The following is a 20,531-nucleotide window of genomic DNA, read 5'->3' on the forward strand; positions in this document are numbered from 1 at the left end:
GAACTGCTATGTCTGATATGACTCCCAGAGAAATCGTTCATGAACTTGACCTGCATATAATTGGTCAAGCAAAAGCAAAAAAAGCAGTGGCTATTGCCCTTCGTAATCGCTGGCGCCGCATGCAATTAGATGAAGATCTTCGCGCTGAAGTAACGCCGAAGAATATCCTGATGATCGGTCCAACCGGTGTTGGTAAAACTGAAATTGCCCGTCGTTTAGCAAAACTTGCCAACGCGCCTTTCATTAAAGTCGAAGCGACTAAGTTCACTGAAGTGGGCTATGTTGGTAAAGAAGTTGAAACCATCATTCGCGACTTGGTTGATGTATCAATCAAAATGACCCGTGAGCAACAAACTAAAAAATTCAAACATCGCGCAGAAGAAGCTGCCGAAGAACGTATTTTAGATGCACTACTGACTCCAGCTAAAGATTCGTCTGGTGAAAGCCAACGCGATGAAGGATCTTCAACGCGTCAGATCTTCCGTAAAAAATTACGCGAAGGTCAATTAGACGATAAAGAAATTGATATTGATTTAGCTCAAGCACAACCAAATGTTGAGATCATGGCACCACCTGGTATGGAAGAAATGACCAACCAGCTGCAAGGCATGTTCCAAAATATGGCGGGTGACAAGCGCACTAAACGCAAACTTAAAATTAAAGAAGCGTTTAAATTATTGGTTGAAGAAGAAGCCTCTAAATTAGTAAACCCTGAAGAGCTAAAAGAGCAAGCAATCTTCGCAGCCGAACAAAACGGTATTGTGTTTATCGACGAGATAGACAAAATCTGTAAACGCGGTGAATCATCAGGTCCAGATGTAAGCCGTGAAGGCGTACAGCGTGACTTACTGCCACTGATTGAGGGCTCAACCGTGAGCACTAAGCATGGCATGGTGAAAACTGACCATATGTTGTTTATTGCCTCTGGCGCATTCCAAATGGCAAAACCATCTGACATGATCCCAGAACTACAAGGTCGCTTACCTATTCGTGTAGAGCTTGAAGCATTAACCGCTGACGACTTTAAACGTATTTTAACCGAACCACATGCCTCACTGACCGAGCAACAACATGCACTACTTAAAACAGAGCAAGTAAGTGTAGAGTTTAGCGATGACGCCATCGAGCGCATTGCCAAAGCGGCATGGCAAGTTAATGAAAAAACCGAAAACATTGGTGCACGTCGCCTACATACGGTAATGGAAAAACTGATGGAAGAAATTTCCTATGATGCATCAGAGCAAGCTGGCACCAGTTTAGTCATTGATGCCGCCTATGTTGAGAAGCATTTAGGTGCACTGGTTGAAGATGAAGACCTAAGTCGCTTTATTCTTTAATTTTAAAACTAGAACTTAGGGCCCAGGCTCTAAGTTCTAGGTTCTAGGCTCAATACACAGGCATAACAATGAAACAAGTTATCAAGGTACATCATCATACCGTTAGCAAAACCCTTGATGTCTATTTTGACGATGACACCCACTGTACTTTTAGTAGTGAGTTTTTACGTGTTCATTCACCGTCTGCCGAAGTACAAGGCCATGGTAACGAACCAATGAAATTGGTACTCGGTAAATCGCAGGTTAGCATCAAAAACATCGAGCCAGTCGGCCACTACGCACTGCGTTTAGACTTTGACGATGGCCACAACAGCGGTTTATTTAGCTGGGCATATTTCACCCACCTACAAGCCCAACATGACGATTTATGGCAAACCTACCAACAACGCCTCGCAGAACATAATGCCAATAAAGACAGCGTACCGATCAAGTTTGTACCTTAGCGAGTTTGCGAGAGTATAGTTAGCGAGTTAAAAGGTTCAAGGTGAAAGTTAGCGCAGCTCGGCGTTAAAGTTAACTATGTGGTTGTGGTTGAGTGTAGCGAAGCGTAACGAGAAGGTGCTAGGTAAAGGTTTTAATAAGCCCTAAATAGTCTGATTGCCGTAAGCTACTTACAGCTGCATCGACAGACGATGTAAACAAATTTGTTTATTGATTTTAAGTTGGCCGTTACCGAATTTAAACCGTCAAAGGTAATACTATTGCCTATTGACTGAGTTAAGACTCATATATGTTAGGGTTGCTTTCTGACTTTAAACTTATGATAAATAAAACCAATAACAAATGATATTACTAAGCATGCCGCAATTAGTTTTACACCTAACATTTCAAGAGGAGACTGACCTTTTGGAAAATAATCAAAATATGAAACACCACTGTTAAAGCATTCACCAAAATTTGGCTCAATAATATCAACAAAACCTGAACAAAATAATGCAGAACTACCATAAGATAATATAAATAATATCAGTAAAATCCAGCTTAAAAGTTTCATTGATACTCTCGTAATCCTAACGAGCCTTTAGAATAACTCGTTTTTAATTTATTTTTTATTGATGCATTAACCATAGCCGAGTTGCTATTTTGATTCAATCGCTTAGTAATAATCATGTTAGATTATCAGTTATTTAAGCACGCCAATACTAAGCGCTACGTTTCCCTCATTTACTGCTCATTCCCTTCTCTTTGTGCAAAAAAATTTAGTGAATTATTTACAAAGTGGTTAAGAGGCGCTGCGCTTAAGAGGAAAATAAGCAAATGCTGCGCTAATAACGTGAAGGCTATTACGTTGCGCTTATATGTGTCTGCCTTAAGCTACTGCCTTAACAGCCACATCGTCAGACGAAGTAAACAAATTTATTTATTGATTTAGAATTGACGGTCAAAAAGAACACTAGTGCCTATTGACAGAGTTAAGGCTCATATGTGTTATATTTCTTTTGTTATTGACTTTGAAATCTACTAGCTAACTTTGAATATATACTCACAAATTTTTGCTGTAGAGTTTTAGATGGTACTTCATCATGGCTTTCTGGAAGAGCTTTAAAATGATTTCCTTCACCTAGCCACTCTCTATTTAAACCTGTTTTTTCATTAAATTCTTTTTGTTCTGATTTGTTAGCATAATCAATGACCCATTGTTGCCCGCCATTATCGTAATAGGTAAACTGTCGCGAAAAACCTAATTCTTTATTTAAAGATGAAAAACGTTCTACAAAATGATCTGGTATTATGCCCGTTTTCTCCAATTTCCATCGCTTAGGTATACCGTTAACTTTAAAATCAATCCATTCCCAATCATCTGAATCTGTATCTATTGTTATATCTGAAAAAATCATATCACCATGGGTAATAACTCCCATTCTTTCCATAAACCATTTATATTCAGATCTAGAATCAAAGAACTCTAAATCGTACCAAATACAATCATCTGTATAATTGCGTCCTTTTACAGCAGAATCTCTCCATCCATAGAAATAATATAAAATTGAAAAAGGGTTCTCTTCAATATGTTTTTCCGTTTCTTCTTCCCATGTCATTTCATATACATCACGAAGAATTAGCTCTTTAGTTACACCTTCTGCGAATTCGTAGCCTAAATCTTTAAATACTTTGATTTGTTTTTCAAGATCCATATATAACCCCTTTGATAGCATAGATGAAAGCAAAATTCTCATGAAATATAATGCCACAAGCAGCGGAAAACACACGAACGTTTTAGCGCAGCCAGTGAGTGATTTTCCGATGACTTGGTTTGTTAGAAGCATATTTCCAAAATGTCATTCTACGGCCTCAATCAATCGTCCAGTCATTGAGATACCAACAAGACTAATTGGTGAGTCAGCAGCGAAAACGTAAAACCAAACTATTTGCATTTCCTGGTCTATTGAACAAACTTGGCTCTTTAGGTGAACAAATGCAAAAATCACTTCTTCAACACTGTATTTATCACGAAGAAATGACATAACTTTTTCTGTTGCACTACCAATTGATATTGGTGGTTCGCCATCACCTAAGCCCCAATTAGGACGGTTTAACAAATCATCTGGTGTAATAAATAGCTTTTTACCATTCCTCTCAAAAGTAGAGGACTCAAAGCAGCTGGGAAAGTAAGCATCAGCACTTACATTGATAGAAACTAAAAATAAAAGTAAATAAAGTGCTCTCATATCCATCCGTGCTTATAACACACCAAAACGGTTTATATTATATACTCTTATAATTCCACCAATAATTACCTTTGTAAACAAGTAATTAAAATAGCTAAAATTCAAAGCTTGTTATTTTGCATCAAAACGGCGGTTAATAATGTTATCGGACAAAATTAGGATCCTACTCATCAAAACAGGACTAAGTTTAACTTTTACCAGCGACCGCTTTTGCTCATAAATGCCAGTTAGGTGAAGTCCAAGTCTATTTATCGAAACTGTAAGATAAGATATGAGCCACTACAAATAATCATAACTTTTCTATTATTTAAAGCACTGCACTTTAGAGTAAAAAGATTGATATCGCCCTTGCCTATTTACTTTAAGTTAGCTATCACTTGCTCTCTGGTAGCCTAACTTTTTTATATGTTTTATTACACTTTGGACAAAAGATGTCTAAATCAAACTTATAATTCACACATTGAAAAAAGAATCCATAAACCTTACTGCCAATTTTTATGAATGTGAGGATAAATGCTGTTGCAACCATTAAGTTAAACTCATACATTCCAGCCTTATCAAGAGCCCAGTCAATAACAAACTCAACGATTAAAAGTGCAACCACTTTTTCGTGTTTTTTAATTGCGGCAAAAATTAGAACGGCAAAAGCAATAAAGCGAGCAAAACTTTGCGACTCCTCAGCTAAGAAAGCCACAATCCCAATGGGTATAGATAAACAAAGGCTGAGAAAGATAAACCCAACCATGTCTATTTTTGACATCCAAAAATGTATTTTGAAATCTTTTTTAGCCGCACACTGATTACACTTTAGCAAAGAGGCTCCAATTAACTGGTTTATCGTCGAGAAATAAAACTGAGAGTAACCTTTAACCTAAAAATAAAAAAGTGTGAAAACAAAAAAGCCATAACTTTCAAACAACTCAGGGCTGCTTAAAACTTATGGCTTAGCGCTTAAAGCTCAGCTAACTCCTAGAGCCTAAACCCTAGAACCTAGCTTCTGTTTTTAAACCTTAAACTTATCTATCGCGGCGTAAAGTACCCGAGCTTGCTCTGATACCTCTTCGCTAGTTTGTGCATTTCTTGATGAATGAGCTGAGGCATCTTCGGCGATATCACGAATACGCACGACGTTTTTATTCACCTCAGAAGCAACTTGGCTTTGCTCGTCAATTGCGGTGGCAATATGCGTGCTCATTTCCATAATAGTTTGCACATCTTCGGTAATAGAGTTCAGTAGTTCACCCGCCTTTGTTGCTTGTGCTGCGCTTTCGCCGCCTTGTGTTCGGCATCGTTGCATTATGCTTACGACTTCTTGAGTACGCCCTTGTAAAATCGAGATAATACTCTCAATCTCTTTGGTTGACTCTTGAGTACGCTGTGCAAGTGAACGCACTTCATCAGCAACAACAGCAAAGCCTCGGCCTTGCTCTCCGGCGCGCGCAGCTTCGATTGCGGCATTGAGTGCTAGTAAATTAGTTTGTTCAGCGATACCACGAATAACATCCAATACTGAGCCAATAGTTTCACCGTCTTTTTCAAGCTGTGATACTACGGTAGAGGCATTACCCAGTGAATCGGATAATTGATTGATCTGCTTAACCGTTGCTTCAACTTCTTTGCGCCCCTGTTGAGCACTTTGATTAGTTGATTCTGCTTTTTTGGCTGCGGCCTCGGTATTATGAGAAATGTCTTGAATGGTGGCTTGCATTTCCGTCGCGGCGGTTGCAACCATATCAGCTTCATGCAACTGCTCTTGCATACCCGAGCTCGTTGCTGCGGTGCTCTCCGATAAGTGATCGGTAGCAATATTTAAAGTCGTTAAAGCTGTATTTACTTCGTAAATGAGTTTTTTGAAGTCACTTATAAGACTATTAAAATCAATTGTCATGGTGGTTACTTCATCTTTACCACTGTGTTCTATAACAAGTCTTAAATTATTATTTCGACGAATTTCATTGATGGTGTGATACACCCGTTCAATTGGGACGATAATCGAACGACTTGTAAAGTACACCAAGATCATCACCAGCAAGCTGGCAACAATAAAAATTATTATTGCGAGCATTTGCGTTTTTGCAGCAGTAGACTCAACTTGCTGCTGAGTTGCAGTTGTAATTAAAGTAACTAAATCATCACTTTGTTTAACGCTGTCTCTCATTTTACCAAGTGCACCTGAACCTAAATCCAGACCTAATGCAACTTGCTCATCAACTAACAATTTAAACTTACTTTTATAAATAGCAAGTAAACGTAACAGCTCTGACTGGTCACTTGAAGCTAAGTTTTCGTTGCGAATTTGGCGCTCAAGCTCCGATACACCGTCTTCAAAACGAGTTAAATATTTTAAGTCAAAACGCAGCATAAAATCTTTTTCAGAGCGTCTAAGCTGTAACATCAAAGTGAGTAAATGATAGTTATCTTGTTTGTCTAACAACGTTTCCATTTTATGTACTGCGTCTCGCAGTTCGCCATAAAGCGCATCTTTGGGGTGTAAGCCTATTTTCTTCTGTAATTGCACAACCTTTTGAAAATCATCATTATACTGCTTAGCAAGTACTGCAAATTGCTCTACTTGCACAGTGGCAATATCAAGCTCGGCTGATAATTGAGCCAATTTTTTAATTTTAATCTGCAACTGTTCATATTCTTGATCGAATAACTCTAAGCTGCTTTCTTGTTTATAAAACAAAAAGTCTTTTTCGTACTTGCGCATTGACAGTTCATGTATATCGAGTTTTTCAGCATACTGAATCGTTTCATTTAGTTTTAGCATAATGCGTGCCTCATAAATAATGACGCACAACATAACGACCATAGCGAGACCAACAACTAATGCATTGACTTGTAAACGACGTTTAATAGTCAAATTTTGGAGTAAACTCATTAACAACAGCCTATAAAATAAATCACTGCAAGATAGTATAGTTAAATAACTAACAATTGGCTTACATTATTATTGTTTTTTACTACAGTGTTTTAAAAAATCAGTTGATTTTAAATTTAGCCTACCGAAGACCACAAATTTTGATGTAATTCCTGTGTGTTATGCCACTGTCTTGCAGCTAACCACTCAACTAATGGCTGTGGATCACTTGGAAAATTAATCTGTTTTTGTGAGGTACTATTGAGCCAATCATCCAACGCATTGGGGTTTAAGTAATTCATTACGTGCGCGGCTTTCATTGCTAATAATGTTTGTGCATTGGCGTCTTGTTCAAACTGCCCTGACAATGGTTTCAATAACAGTTTTTTACCTAATTTTAGTGCTTCGCTAGAGAGCTCAAAACCCGCATTTGCGATCACACCACTGGCATTAGCTAAATCATTTAAAAAGCCACCACGTGAAGGGGCTCGTAGATGAATATTCGCGGTTGAACTATTTTGTGCTTGCGGGTGGTAACAATAGAATTCTTTTTCAGGAAACTCTTGTAAGTAATCAATCACACTTCGCAGTTCTTCAAAAGGTAAATATACCAATACTTTATTGTCAACATTGACTGGATTATCATGCTGATGATGAGCAATAAAAGGAGGAATGATATTTTGCGCAAATGGTTGCCAATGCACGCCTAAGTAGGTATCAGCAGGAGCATAATATTTTATGAATGAGCGGCGCAGCAAACTATGCCCAAACATTGGTACTTTGGGTGATAAAAATGCAGCTTGATGACTCATGCCTATGACTGGCACTGCTTGGCGTTTTGCTGCCCATGCGGTGATCGGTTCAAAGTCATTAAACACAAAATCATAACCCGATACATCTAACTGTTTAATGTCTTTTAGTAATCTACATATACGGCTATTTTTCACTGTTTGGTAACTATTGACTTGACCATTTTGAGTAGTAAAAGATAACCCCCGAAAGCTGCGATAATTAGTAAACTCGTCCATATCAAAGTAATTCTGCTGGGCTCGCCCTGAAAACACATAATCTACAGCAATCCCCTTTTGCTTAAACGCATTCGCCATCACCCGTGCTCGGGTTATATGACCATTACCAGTTCCTTGAATGCCATAAAGTATTTTCATAAGGTAGCCACTATCAAGATTGCCAATAAACCACAGCTTCCCCCCATCAATGCACCAAGCACTACATCAACAGGAAAATGTACCCCAAGTAACACCCGCGATGCTGCGACCCCAGTTGCCCACAAAAAACATAACTCTGCGAATTGCGGGAAATACTGCGCTAAGATAACGGCCACTAAAAATGCGCCAGCACTGTGCCCTGACGGTAAACTAAATTTATCACTGGGCGTAATGTAAGCGCCTTTTACTAAACAATCACATGGCCGAATTCTGGCAAAACTATTTTTAGCCACGTAATAAATGGGTCGCTCAATTAAAAAGCCCAGCAATAGAGTCATCGCCATAAGCCGTAATTCAGCTTCACTGCTAAGCCAGCCAAAACCAACAGCGATTAATACATAAAGCCCTCCATTGCCTGTTTTTGAGAAACCTAAAGCTGAATTTTTTAACCATTTTGGGGCATTGCCATTAAATAGCATCAAAAACAAACTTTGGTCCAGTTGGACAACTTTTTTTAGCATGTTGTTCTCACTCATTACTTGCTCCTTTAATTGTGCAAACTCTGTACACAAATTCAGCTTAGGCGGTGAAAATAACAATTGAGTGACGCTTTTAAGACACTAATATTGCTTTTCCTGTTTTAGCGCAATAATTGTTTAAAAAGAGCGCAATTTACTGTTATTAAGTCGTTGTTATTGCATTTAAGAAAGGTATACTGAACATCAGCTCACGTATCTTTAGAAAGGATAGAAAAATGGATTACAGCACTTCAGATTTATGCGATCACTTTGCCGATGTGGTCGATGTGCTCGAACCTATGTTTATTAACTTTGGTGGTCGCCACAATTTTAGTGGCCGTATTAAAACCGTCAAATGTTTTGAAAATAATGAACTGATCCGCGACATACTCTCTCAAGACGGCGAAGAATGTGTATTATTAATTGATGGGGGTGGTTCAACTCGTCGCGCATTAATCGACATCGAGCTTGCTGAACTAGCTGTAGAAAATAACTGGCAAGGCATTGTGGTATACGGTGCAGTACGTCATGTTGATGAACTTGAAGAGCTTGATTTAGGTATTCAAGCAATTGCTTCAATCCCTGTTGCAGCAGACAGCACCGGGGCTGGTGAAGACGGCATTGGCGTTAACTTCGCTGGTGTATCATTTTTTGATGACGACTTTATCTATGCAGATAGCACCGGTATTGTATTATCTGGTGAAGAACTTGAACTGGAAATCGTAGAAGAATAACGAGTGTCAAACCACCTACATATCTATGATGAAGCGACTGTAAAACCTTGGTGTAGCAGTCGCGCTAATGAAAGAAAAGCATGGCAGTCAATAGCCCTACTTGACACTGGTGTTGATCCTTTACAAGCCATGCACGATGCCGCGCAATTTGGTATTAAGTATGTATTACTAGGTATTTGCGAAGATATCGGGCCACGCGCCAACTTAGGCAATGGTGGTGCCGAAGATGGCTGGCAAGCATTTCTTAAACGCTTTTTAAATCAACCTGATAACCAATTTTTAGCGAACGAAAAAGTTTTGTTATTAGGCGAAGTCGCGATCAGCGATTTGACTCTTGCGGCGCGCGATTTATCAAACCAAAATCCTCAGCAACTAACACAATTACGCCAGTTATGCGCCCAACTTGATCAACGTGTTGAGCAAGTGCTGAGCTTAATTTTTACTGCAGGGTTAGAGCCAATCGTTATTGGCGGTGGCCATAATAACTGCCTTGGTATTATTCGCGCATTAAGCAAGCATAAACAGCGCCCAATAAACGCGATCAACTTTGACCCTCATGCCGATTTCCGTGACTGTGAAGGCCGCCATAGTGGTAATGGTTTTCGCTATGCATATAACGAGCAACACTTAAATAATTATCATGTTATTGGCATGCACGAGCTGAAAAACAATCAAGCAATTATTGATGCTTTAGCTGCTGCCCAATTTAGTTATGATAGCTACCAAGCGCTGCAAGTTAGGCGCGAAAAAACCTTAACTGAAGCATGCCAGCAGGCACTATATAATCTAATTGATGCACCACTTGGGGTTGAAGTGGATCTTGATAGCATTTCATTAATGCCCGTCAGTGCGTATACCAATTGTGGTTTTAGTGTTAGCGATGCCGAACACTTTGTGCATTTAGCTGCCAGTCAAGTAAACAGCCAATACTTGCATTTATGTGAAGCAGCCCCCAACCAACATCCTAGTGGTATACAGGCCGGAATGAGCGATGCAGGGCAAATAATCACAGCTCTCGTGAATGCTTATTTACAAGCCAAAGCAAACTAAAAAACGATTACGGATGCTCTATTTGCCATTGTTTTAACCAAGAGATCATGCCAACACTGCTAAGTGGATGACTATAGTAATAACCCTGCGCGGCATAGGCGTTTAAACTTTTTACAAAATTAAGCTGCTCCAGTGTTTCTACCCCTTCGCAAATTACCTTCGCATTTTGTTGGTTATGCATATCAACCATACCACTTATCAAACTACGAACATGGCTTTGATGACTGAAATCAGCAGTTAATGAAGGCGCTATTTTTACATATGCAACGGCTAAATTTGGTAACTTAGCAAGCCAAATAGGGCTATCACCAAGGCCATCCACACAGACTTTAATACCAATGCTATTGATGCGTGCGACCATTGCTTTACCTTGCTCATCTAAACTCATAAACAGATTAAGTGGACACTCGACAATTAAATCGCCAGCTTGTAGTTGATGTTCGATAAAAATGTGATCAAGGAATTCGATAAATTCTTCATTTAGCATTTCAGAGCCAAATAAATTTATACTCAAAGGCATCGTTATGCCTTCCATGCGCAGTGCCATTGCAAGCTCTGCGGCGCGTTCAATAACAAATGTGGCTAATGGATAAGCAAGCCCTGCAACACGTATATCATCAATAAATCGATTAGCCGATAAAATCCCTTGTCTGGGATGTTGCCAACGCAGTAACAACTCTAAAAATTCAATTTTTTCATCGTGATTGCAAATGATGGGTTGGAAATACAATTCAAGTTCGCTAGAAAAATCGATATTTGCTAATTCTTGCAAACGCGCTTGCTGTTCTAATTGCTCTATTCTCATTTGTTGATGGTACACCACCACTTGTTGTTTTGGGTGGCTATCTAAAGCGAGGTAAGCAAACGAAATTAAATTATCAAAGCTATTTTCTTGTTCATCGCAATCAACGAAACTGGCCCGTGCATTGACTTTAATAGTGCAATTAGCCACATTAAACGGCTTCAAGGTGGCCCCTAGTATTTGATTGATTAATTGCTCATGTAGATGTTTTTGCTGCGCTAAATTACATATAAACGCAAAATTTAGGCCACCAAGGTGAGCTAATTTTTGTTCCCCAGCTAAATTAATCACTTCTTCAATAAGCAGTAGCTGCTTAATACGGTTTGCAGACTGCGCTAATAGTAAATCCCCAAAGTCTCGGCCAATATGCTGATTAACCTGAGCAAACCCCTCCAACCGGATAACCACCAACGCAGCTCGTTGTTGATTGTTTTTACGCCAGTCGTAATAGCCTTGGCGTAACTGCTTAATATCGGGAAGATTTAATAACGGCGCAGGCTCCATAAAGTGATTTATATGCGCTGCGTCATCAGCCTCAGCAACAAGTTCTTCATCATCAAAATAGCCAGACATCGCCAGTACAATGCTCGCCAGTACAATTAAATAAAGAGGTAACTCAAGTAGTAAATGAGCCGCTAAGCACACCGTAAATACGAGTGCTGAGCAACAGCTCAAAGTGAGCATAGTCCACTTATTTTGCGAAAATGACAGCCATAAATGCAAACCAATACTCAGTGCAAATAGTAACTCCAAAAAGTTAAAGCCGCCACTTAATACTGCCAACCCAAGTACCCCATTGCTGAGATAGCTAAAGCGCAGTAATGGCTTTTTAACCACGCACAAGGCACAGATCATCGCCATAAAAATAGCGCCGGCTAAAAAAGTAGGCGTCAATATATTGTTTAAAAAAGCGCTCCCTGCAGAATATTCAAGTCCCGTATTTGTTAATAGCGCAATTAAAATCATTTTTTGAGTACAACATTACAACAGACTAATTTAGTCTACCCAAAATCCACAGATTTAACAGTTTATTCACGCCAAATTGATAACTTAATTGTGCTGGGTGGGATATTTGCCAATGAGCTATATCGGCACGCATGCCGACTTTTAACACTCCGCGATCAGTTAAACCCAATGCTTTTGCGGCATTACGCGTAACTCCGGCGAGAGTTTCTTCAGGAGTTAAGCGAAATAAAGTACACCCCATATTCATCATTAATTGCAAAGAACACAAGGGTGATGTACCTGGATTAAAGTCTGTCGAAATCGCTATTGGTACTTGATACTGCTTTAATAGCTCAATTGGCGGCTGTTTGGTTTCGCGTAAAAAATAAAATGCCCCGGGTAATAATACCGCTACAGTGCCTGCTGCAGCCATGGCCTTTACTCCAGCTTCATCTAAATGTTCAATATGATCAGCAGATAACCCATTAAATTCAGCGACTAATTGTGCTCCTTGCTGATTTGAAAGCTGTTCAGCATGACATTTCACTGGCAAATTATGTTTTTTTGCGGCATTAAAAACTCGGCGAGTTTGCTCATTACTAAAACCAACATTTTCGCAAAACACATCGACAGCATCGGCTAAATTTGCAGTGACCACTTGCTCAAGCATCTCATTACAAACCAGATCGATATACTCATCACTGCGACCTTTATATTCCAAAGGTAGGGCATGCGCCCCCAAAAATGTCGTTTTTACATCAATCGGGTGATTTTCACCTAACAAACGTGCCACTTCGAGGATTTTAACTTCATTTTCGCAATCAAGTCCGTAACCAGATTTGATCTCAACGGTACTCACTCCCTCGGCATAGAGGGCATTGAGACGATCCTTCGCGAGCACAAATAAAGCCTCATGATCCGCAGCTCGTGTTGCTGCTACCGTACTAGCGATCCCCCCACCTTGCGCTGCTATTTGCTCGTAACTAACACCTTGTAAACGCTGTTCAAACTCTTCAGCTCTTGAGCCGGCAAACACTAAGTGGGTATGACAATCAATTAAACCAGGTGTTAGCCACTGCCCTTTTGCTGAAAGCATCGGCGTTGCTAATACGTCGAATTTAGGTAAATCGGCTTGTTTACCCAACCACACAATGACACCTTTGCGGATAGCCAATGCTGCATTTTCGATGGCGCCATAAGGGGCTGCAATACTGCAATCCATAGTTGCGATATTGGCATCTGTGATCAATAAATCCCAGTCATTAGCCGGATCATTTGCAGTGATTGTTGTCATATTAACTCCGAAAATTATTTTTTATCAGTCTAACAAGTCATCTTGTATATACAAGGTAAATATGCCATCTTATAGTTAATAACAAATTTAAAAGACCATAATAATTCAAATGACGACACCTAAGTTCGCACAAATAAAGCAATTTATTGTTGATAATATCCGCAGCGGCGCATGGCTTGAAAACCAACGTGTGGCTTCTGAAAATGAATTAGCAGAACAATTTAGTGTTAGTCGAATGACTGCGCGCCGAGCATTAAGCGAGCTCACCGAAGCGGGTATACTGACTCGTAGTCAAGGTTTAGGCACGTTCGTTGCCAGTTTTAAATCGCAATCATCATTGCTTGAAATCAAAAATATAGCAGATGAAGTCAAGGCCCGTAACGGCAATTATAGCTGTACAGTATTAGTGCTTGAATCTATCAGCGCCGTTGCGCCAATTGCGATTGCACTGGGTGTTGAAGTAGATAGCGTGGTGTATCGCAGTGTATTAGTGCATAACGAAAACGAACAGCCACTGCAAGTTGAGGAGCGCTTTGTTAACCCTGCACTAGCAACAAGCTACCTTCAACAAGATTTTACTGCGTTAACTCCGCACGAATATTTATCGAGCGTCGCACCATTAACGGAAGCGCGCCATACGGTAGAAGCAATAATGCCTAACAGCGAAATGTGCCAATGGCTTAATTTATACCATGAAGAGCCATGCTTACAGGTGATTAGGCGTACTTGGTCATCATCTGGGATTGTTAGTTTTGCCCGTTTAGTATCACCGGGTAGTAAGTATCGCTTAGGCGGACATTTAACTTTTAAAAAGTAATATGTAAAAAATAACATTAGAAAGAATATAAAAATCAAAAATGATGCGCTTCACAGCGTATTTTTTGAAACCAATAAGCTTGTATATACAACAGGAGTAATCTATGAACAACAGACTTGATGAATCTCGCGTTATCCGCGCCCCACACGGCGATAAAATCAGCGCTAAGAGCTGGCTCACCGAAGCAGCTAAGCGCATGTTAATGAATAATTTAGATCCTGAAGTAGCCGAACATCCACATGCTTTAGTTGTGTACGGTGGGATTGGTCGTGCAGCGCGTGATTGGCCTTGCTTTGATAAAATCATCGAAACTCTCGACAGACTCGAAGACGACGAAACGCTACTCGTACAATCAGGCAAACCTGTTGGGGTATTTAAAACTCACAGTAATGCACCGCGAGTATTAATTGCCAACTCAAACTTAGTACCTCACTGGGCTAATTGGGAGCATTTTAACGAGCTCGATAAACTTGGTTTGATGATGTATGGCCAAATGACTGCGGGATCATGGATCTACATTGGATCACAAGGCATAGTACAAGGTACCTACGAAACCTTTGTAGCGATGGCAAAACAACATTTTAATGGTGACGCTGCTGGAAAGTGGGTGCTAACCGGTGGCTTAGGCGGTATGGGCGGCGCGCAGCCACTTGCGGCAACCATGGCGGGATTTAGCGCACTCGTAGTTGAATGCGATGAAACGCGTATCGATTTTCGGATCAAAACCCGCTATGTGGATGTTAAAGCAACCGATTTAGATCATGCACTGGAGCTTATCAACGAGGCGTGTGGCAAAGGCGAAGCGCTGTCAGTCGGCTTACTTGGTAATGCCGCTGATGTATTTAGTGAGCTTGTTAACCGAGCTATTACTCCCGATGTAGTGACCGATCAAACCTCTGCTCACGACCCGTTGAATGGCTATTTACCGCAAGGTTGGAGCATGCAACACGCGGCTAAAATGCGTGAACAAGATCCACAAGCGGTTGTCAAAGCAGCTAAGCAATCGATGGCTGTGCAAGTCAACGCAATGTTAGCACTACAACAAGCTGGTGCTGCAACAACTGACTACGGCAATAACATTCGTCAAATGGCATTTGACGAAGGCGTAACAAATGCCTTTGATTTCCCAGGTTTTGTGCCAGCTTATATTCGTCCATTATTTTGCGAAGGAATTGGTCCATTCCGTTGGGTGGCATTATCAGGCGATCCTGAAGATATTTATAAAACCGACGCAAAAGTGAAAGAGCTTATTCCTGACGACAAACACTTACATAACTGGCTTGATATGGCTCGTGAACGTATTCAATTCCAGGGCTTACCTGCTCGTATTTGCTGGGTTGGCTTAAAAGACCGCGCTCGTTTAGCGCTGGCGTTTAATGAGATGGTCAAAAATGGTGAGCTTAAAGCACCGATTGTGATCGGCCGTGACCATTTAGACTCAGGCTCAGTTGCGAGTCCAAACCGTGAAACCGAAGCAATGAAAGACGGCTCAGATGCAGTATCAGATTGGCCATTACTTAATGCATTACTGAATACCGCAGGAGGTGCAACATGGGTGTCACTTCATCATGGTGGTGGTGTAGGTATGGGCTTTAGCCAACATTCTGGCGTAGTCATTGTTGCTGATGGCACCGACGAAGCAGCTGCGCGGGTTGGCCGCGTATTATGGAATGATCCTGCAACGGGCGTTATGCGCCACGCGGATGCAGGTTACGATATTGCAATTAATTGTGCGACCGAGCAAGGCCTCGACCTGCCAATGTTAAATAAGGAATAATCATGTTTAAACTCACCCTAACACCTGGAAAGCTCGATTTAGCAACACTGCGCCAAATTAATTTATCACCAGTGACGTTAACGCTCGCCAAAGATAGCGAGATAAAAATAGCAGCCAGTGCACAAACCGTGCAAGACGTGATTGATCAACACAGAACGGTTTATGGCATTAATACCGGTTTTGGCTTACTCGCCAATACTAAAATTGCTGAACATGAATTAGAGTTACTCCAGCGATCCATTGTACTTTCCCATGCTGCGGGCATCGGTGCTTATATGGATGACAGCACAGTACGATTGATGATGGTATTGAAAATTAATTCATTATCACGTGGCTTTTCTGGCATTCGCCTAAAAGTGATCGAATTCTTTATGCAGTTACTTGCTGCACAAGTCTATCCATGCGTGCCAAAAAAAGGCTCGGTAGGTGCATCTGGCGATTTAGCGCCACTTTCACATATGTGTTTACCACTGCTCGGCGAAGGCGAAATGCGCTATCAAGGTAAACTCATTAGCGCTGCTGACGGTCTTAAAATAGCCGGTCTTGAGCCATTAACACTGGCTGCTAAAGAAGGCTTGGCTTTGTTAAATGGCACTCAAGCCTCTACCGCATTTGCGCTTCAAGGGCTATTTCGGGCTGAGGATTTATATGCACAAAGCTGCGCGATTGGCTCAATTAGTATTGAAGCAGCAATGGGAAGTCGCTCGCCATTTGATGCACGTATTCATGAAATTCGTGGCCAACTTGGTCAAATCGATACCGCGGCAATGTTTCGCGATATGCTCGGTGAACATTCACAGATCAGCGAAGCTCATGTGGATTGTGAAAAAGTACAAGACCCGTATTGCCTACGCTGTCAGCCACAAGTACTTGGTGCGTGTTTAACGCAAATTCGCCAAGCAGCCGAAGTGTTGTTGTGTGAATCTAATGGTGTAACCGACAACCCATTAGTATTTGCTGATGTAGGCGATATTATTTCGGGAGGTAACTTCCACGCCGAGCCTGTGGCTATGGCAGCCGACAATTTAGCATTAGCGATTGCCGAAATTGGTGCACTAGCTGAGCGTCGTATTGCGTTACTCATTGATTCAAACTTATCAAAGTTGCCACCTTTCTTAGTTGAAAACGGCGGCGTTAATTCAGGCTTTATGATTGCACAAGTAACCGCAGCAGCATTAGCATCTGAAAATAAATCATTGGCGCATCCTGCTTCTGTGGATAGCTTACCAACTTCAGCTAACCAAGAAGATCATGTTTCTATGGCAACTTTTGCAGCACGTCGTCTGCAAGAAATGGCTGATAACACGCAAGGCGTACTGGCAATTGAATGGTTGGCATCTGCGCAAGGGTTAGAATTTAGAAAGCCATTGAAGGCATCAGCCAAAGTTGAACAAGCTAAAGCAACACTGCGCACAAAAGTGAGCTACTACGATAAAGACCGTTATTTTGGCCCAGATATCGAAGCAGCTAATTTATTATTACAGCAAGGTGAGTTGTGTAATTTATTACCTAAAGGCGTATTACCGTCGTTTTAAATAGCAAACTGATAGTTAAAACCAAGTGATTCAATAGCCGAACCATCAATGATGCGTTCGGCGCTTTCGTCACTCGTAAATGTAGGGGGGGTTGTTCCGTATTGCTGGCATTTTTGCTGATAGTAATCTGCTTTGGTTGGATGAGCTGGGTTGACTACATTGTAAATTGACGCTGCAACTTGCCAATTCTCCAACACAGTAACAATCGCATTAATAACATCTTGTTGCTGCACCATATTAACGGTTTGGTTGCTCGAACTTTGTAGTTCTTTGCCTGCCACAAAACGCCCAGGCTCTCGCTCTGGCCCAATTAAACCACCGAGTCTAAGTACTTTTCCACCCGCATTTAATACCAGTTGCTCAGCATCAATTAATGGCTGTTGGCGTGCAGTGCTTACTTTAATCTCACTTTGCTCTGTATAGGTTAGATTATCTTGAGCATACACAGCCGTTGATGAACACAACAAAAAGCCTTTTGCATTCATGGTGCCTGCCAGTTCAATGGCTAATTTTAACGTGGCTAAATAATGGCTATCAGCGTGGCGACTACGTGGTGGTATAGCACACACCCACCACGCATTATGTAAATCTAGTTGATGAGCTAATTGCTGATCTGCAAATACTAACTGGCGCTGAAAAGCATGTTGATGCTCTGCGCTGCGATGGGTGCCTTGAACATCCCAACCTTTTGCGAGCTGTTGTAAGCACAATGGCTGACCCAACCAACCTGCGCCCAATACTATTAATTGGTCTTTATTTTTACCCGCCACGTAACATCACCCTTACAATTAAATAGAAATTTGTTCACTTCTCTCATCGCACACAATAGCGATTAAGATAAAGATATGATTAGATAAGAGTGCTTACTCTACTAAATAATAAGAATGTGTGCACTTATGTTACGAAATCTATCATTACGAAAAAAAATCCTGTTATTAATTGGTGGCACTATCAGTGTGCTGTTACTTATTGCCTCGGCTTACTTTGTGAACCATATCGCCGCCTTGTCTCGTCAAAGTATTGAACGTGAAGCATACAGCTACTTACAAAGCGAACAGCTGTCAATGCAGAGCTATTTTGCTCAATATGGCAAAGTTGTAGAAACTTTTGTGAATAATCCTCATCTCGTTAACTGGTTTGACGCATGGGATAAACGCGACCAAACACTCCAAGGCGCGCCAGGCTACGAAGAAGTAAATCAAGACTTTATACGCATTAGTGGCAATGATGAAAATATTCTCTCGGCATTTTTTGCCTCCGCCAAAACCGGTGAATATTTTAAAGAGCATGAACGTACTACCCACTATAATGGCCAGCCGTATTACGCTTATAAACGTGGTTGGTGGCAAGATGCATTAAAAATTAACCGTTTATATGTCGGGCCCATTTCAGTTGATTTAACCACAGGTAATGCCTCTGCGGTTGTGCAACAGCCTGTTTATAATAAGCAACGCGAACTAATTGGTTTTGGTGGCGTCGATTTACAACTGAATAAAATCAATAAAATGGTCGAAGATATTCGTTTTAACGGTCAAGGTTTTGGCTTTTTACTCGATGGCGACCAAAAAGTGGTGCATTTATCAAAACGTACCAACCATAAACTTTCAATCACCGATGAAGGTCCTAACGGTAAAGAGGGGTTAGAAGTACTTGAAAAACAATTTAGCGACACGCAAGGCTTCAGTTCGCTCAACCAGCAAATGAAAAATAACGTCGCTGGTGATGCCAAGGTAACCTTACAAGGACAAGAGTACTTTGTGGTTTATAACCGCTTACAATTAGAGCATCCTTATCTAAACTGGTACGTGGGTATTTTAGTGCCACGCACTATGATTGATGAGCCAGTAAATGACGCGGTCATGACCACCACCAGCTCGGTCATTATTATTTTATTAATCATAATGGCAATGATTTTGTGGGCTACAAAAATGATCTCACAGCCGATCATCACCTTGACCCATATCATGCGCGATATTGCTTCTGGGGATGGCGATTTAACCCAAAAAATTACTATTGATAGCAAAGATGAAGTTGGCCAGTTAGCTCATCATATGAATACCTTTATTGATAAGTTGCACGTTATGATGCTTAATACCGCAGCACAGGCTGAACAACTTACCGATGCGGCGGCACAATTAAAATCGGTTTCGCAACAAACTAATGACGAAATTCAACAAGAAAAACAGCAGGTTGATAGTGTTAGCGCGGCAGTAACCGAAATGGCGACCACGGTTATGGAGATCTCGCGTAATGCACAACACACCAACAATGCAGCTGAGGAAGTCCAACAGATCACCGCAGATGGCGCCACTCGCTCGCAAAATGCACAAAGCGTGATGACCGCCTTAGCTGACCATATTGGCGAAGCTGCTAAAGTGGTCGCAGGCCTAGAGCAAGAAAGTGGTAACATCGGCGCCGTAGTTGATGTGATCAATTCCATTGCAGAGCAAACCAATTTGCTGGCGCTGAACGCTGCAATTGAAGCCGCCCGTGCTGGTGAGCAAGGCCGTGGCTTTGCGGTCGTAGCCGATGAAGTTCGCTCGTTGGCCAGTCGCACACAAGAGTCAACTGATGATATTCGCAACATGATCTCACGCTTACAGCAAATTGCACAGCAAGCTTCAACTATGATGCAACAAGGACAAGAGCGCGCGCAAAGCTCGGTTACACAAACTCAAGAAGTACTAGATGCATTGCAAAACATTGCTGACTCAGTGACTAAAGTACAAGATCAAAGTCATCACATTGCCACCTCAACCGAGCAACAAACGGTGGTTGCCGAAGATATAAATAATAGTTTAGCGGCAATTAATCACTTAGTGAACAGCACTGCAGATCATGCCCTTGAGCTTGCTGATGAAGCCAGAGACCTTAACGAGCTTGCCAGCTTACTAAATAAAACCGTTAATCAGTTTAAGCTTAAGTAAGCCAATATTGATAAGCAAAAGAGTGCTTCGGCACTCTTTTTTGTTGTAGATCAATATTCCCTCGACGCATCCTTTTTATACTAACGAAAATGATATA

The 20,531-nt window shown here is 41.1% G+C and carries 18 protein-coding genes; 8 read left to right on the top strand and 10 right to left on the bottom strand.

Going from position 1 to position 20,531, the window contains the following annotated elements; genetic code table 11:
• The first annotated feature begins 8 nt into the window (after window positions 1-8).
• On the top strand, window positions 9-1,337 hold the full coding sequence (hslU, locus tag H5182_RS10120) for an HslU--HslV peptidase ATPase subunit (RefSeq protein WP_182717691.1): 1,329 nt from the start codon (window positions 9-11) through the stop codon (window positions 1,335-1,337).
• A 68-nt stretch (window positions 1,338-1,405) separates the two neighbouring features.
• Window positions 1,406-1,780, top strand: coding sequence for a gamma-butyrobetaine hydroxylase-like domain-containing protein (locus H5182_RS10125; protein WP_182759965.1), 375 nt, complete (start codon window positions 1,406-1,408; stop codon window positions 1,778-1,780).
• Between the two features lie 290 nt (window positions 1,781-2,070).
• Here H5182_RS10125 and H5182_RS10130 read toward each other — a convergent pair whose 3' ends face one another.
• From H5182_RS10130 to H5182_RS10160, 7 genes are all read right to left on the bottom strand, one after another.
• On the bottom strand, window positions 2,071-2,331 hold the full coding sequence (locus tag H5182_RS10130) for a hypothetical protein (RefSeq protein WP_145238485.1): 261 nt from the start codon (window positions 2,329-2,331) through the stop codon (window positions 2,071-2,073).
• A 448-nt stretch (window positions 2,332-2,779) separates the two neighbouring features.
• A complete protein-coding gene (locus tag H5182_RS10135; protein ID WP_182758645.1) occupies window positions 2,780-3,472 on the bottom strand; it encodes a hypothetical protein in 693 nt (230 codons plus the stop codon).
• Window positions 3,473-3,616: 144 nt separating this feature from the next.
• Window positions 3,617-4,006 carry a hypothetical protein gene (locus H5182_RS10140; protein ID WP_182735066.1) on the bottom strand — a complete coding sequence of 130 codons (390 nt, stop codon included), beginning with the start codon at window positions 4,004-4,006 and terminating at the stop codon, window positions 3,617-3,619.
• A gap of 373 nt (window positions 4,007-4,379) precedes the next feature.
• On the bottom strand, window positions 4,380-4,820 hold the full coding sequence (locus H5182_RS10145; RefSeq protein ID WP_182758646.1) for a hypothetical protein: 441 nt from the start codon (window positions 4,818-4,820) through the stop codon (window positions 4,380-4,382).
• A gap of 189 nt (window positions 4,821-5,009) precedes the next feature.
• On the bottom strand, window positions 5,010-6,890 hold the full coding sequence (locus H5182_RS10150; RefSeq protein ID WP_182759966.1) for a methyl-accepting chemotaxis protein: 1,881 nt from the start codon (window positions 6,888-6,890) through the stop codon (window positions 5,010-5,012).
• Between the two features lie 116 nt (window positions 6,891-7,006).
• Window positions 7,007-8,035: an MJ1255/VC2487 family glycosyltransferase gene (locus tag H5182_RS10155; protein WP_182759967.1), complete on the bottom strand. Its 1,029-nt coding sequence runs from the start codon at window positions 8,033-8,035 to the stop codon at window positions 7,007-7,009.
• Window positions 8,032-8,571 (bottom strand): phosphatase PAP2 family protein, encoded by a 540-nt coding sequence (locus H5182_RS10160; RefSeq protein WP_145238476.1) that lies wholly within the window; start codon window positions 8,569-8,571, stop codon window positions 8,032-8,034. Before H5182_RS10160 ends, H5182_RS10155 begins: the two co-directional genes overlap by 4 nt.
• Window positions 8,572-8,789: 218 nt before the next feature.
• Between H5182_RS10160 and rraA the strand changes: the two genes are divergently transcribed.
• Both rraA and H5182_RS10170 read left to right on the top strand, forming a co-directional pair.
• Window positions 8,790-9,287 carry a ribonuclease E activity regulator RraA gene (rraA, locus tag H5182_RS10165; protein ID WP_145238473.1) on the top strand — a complete coding sequence of 166 codons (498 nt, stop codon included), beginning with the start codon at window positions 8,790-8,792 and terminating at the stop codon, window positions 9,285-9,287.
• Between the two features lie 3 nt (window positions 9,288-9,290).
• Window positions 9,291-10,337 (top strand): formimidoylglutamase, encoded by a 1,047-nt coding sequence (locus tag H5182_RS10170; protein WP_182735063.1) that lies wholly within the window; start codon window positions 9,291-9,293, stop codon window positions 10,335-10,337.
• Window positions 10,338-10,344: 7 nt separating this feature from the next.
• Here H5182_RS10170 and H5182_RS10175 read toward each other — a convergent pair whose 3' ends face one another.
• Window positions 10,345-12,000, bottom strand: a complete 1,656-nt coding sequence (locus H5182_RS10175) for a GGDEF domain-containing phosphodiesterase (RefSeq protein ID WP_182759988.1) — start codon at window positions 11,998-12,000, stop codon at window positions 10,345-10,347.
• A gap of 130 nt (window positions 12,001-12,130) precedes the next feature.
• Window positions 12,131-13,378, bottom strand: coding sequence for an imidazolonepropionase (gene hutI / locus H5182_RS10180; RefSeq protein ID WP_182731683.1), 1,248 nt, complete (start codon window positions 13,376-13,378; stop codon window positions 12,131-12,133).
• Window positions 13,379-13,487: 109 nt separating this feature from the next.
• On the opposite strand from hutI, the gene hutC reads away from it, so the two are divergent.
• The 3 genes from hutC to hutH all read left to right on the top strand — a co-directional run bounded on the left by hutC (window position 13,488) and on the right by hutH (window position 17,507).
• A complete protein-coding gene (gene hutC, locus H5182_RS10185) occupies window positions 13,488-14,195 on the top strand; it encodes a histidine utilization repressor (RefSeq protein WP_145238461.1) in 708 nt (235 codons plus the stop codon).
• Window positions 14,196-14,298: 103 nt separating this feature from the next.
• On the top strand, window positions 14,299-15,972 hold the full coding sequence (gene hutU, locus H5182_RS10190) for a urocanate hydratase (protein WP_145238458.1): 1,674 nt from the start codon (window positions 14,299-14,301) through the stop codon (window positions 15,970-15,972).
• 2 nt (window positions 15,973-15,974) lie between these two features.
• Window positions 15,975-17,507: a histidine ammonia-lyase gene (gene hutH / locus H5182_RS10195; protein ID WP_182759968.1), complete on the top strand. Its 1,533-nt coding sequence runs from the start codon at window positions 15,975-15,977 to the stop codon at window positions 17,505-17,507.
• Here hutH and H5182_RS10200 read toward each other — a convergent pair.
• On the bottom strand, window positions 17,504-18,277 hold the full coding sequence (locus H5182_RS10200; protein WP_182735061.1) for an NADP-binding protein: 774 nt from the start codon (window positions 18,275-18,277) through the stop codon (window positions 17,504-17,506). The genes hutH and H5182_RS10200 overlap by 4 nt on opposite strands.
• 126 nt (window positions 18,278-18,403) lie before the next feature.
• On the opposite strand from H5182_RS10200, the gene H5182_RS10205 reads away from it, so the two are divergent.
• Complete coding sequence (locus H5182_RS10205) at window positions 18,404-20,434, top strand: methyl-accepting chemotaxis protein (RefSeq protein WP_145238449.1); 2,031 nt, start codon at window positions 18,404-18,406, stop codon at window positions 20,432-20,434.
• Window positions 20,435-20,531 lie beyond the last annotated feature (97 nt).

This window comes from Pseudoalteromonas sp. SG44-17 (genome assembly GCF_014164235.1).
Taxonomy (GTDB): domain Bacteria; phylum Pseudomonadota; class Gammaproteobacteria; order Enterobacterales; family Alteromonadaceae; genus Pseudoalteromonas; species Pseudoalteromonas rhizosphaerae.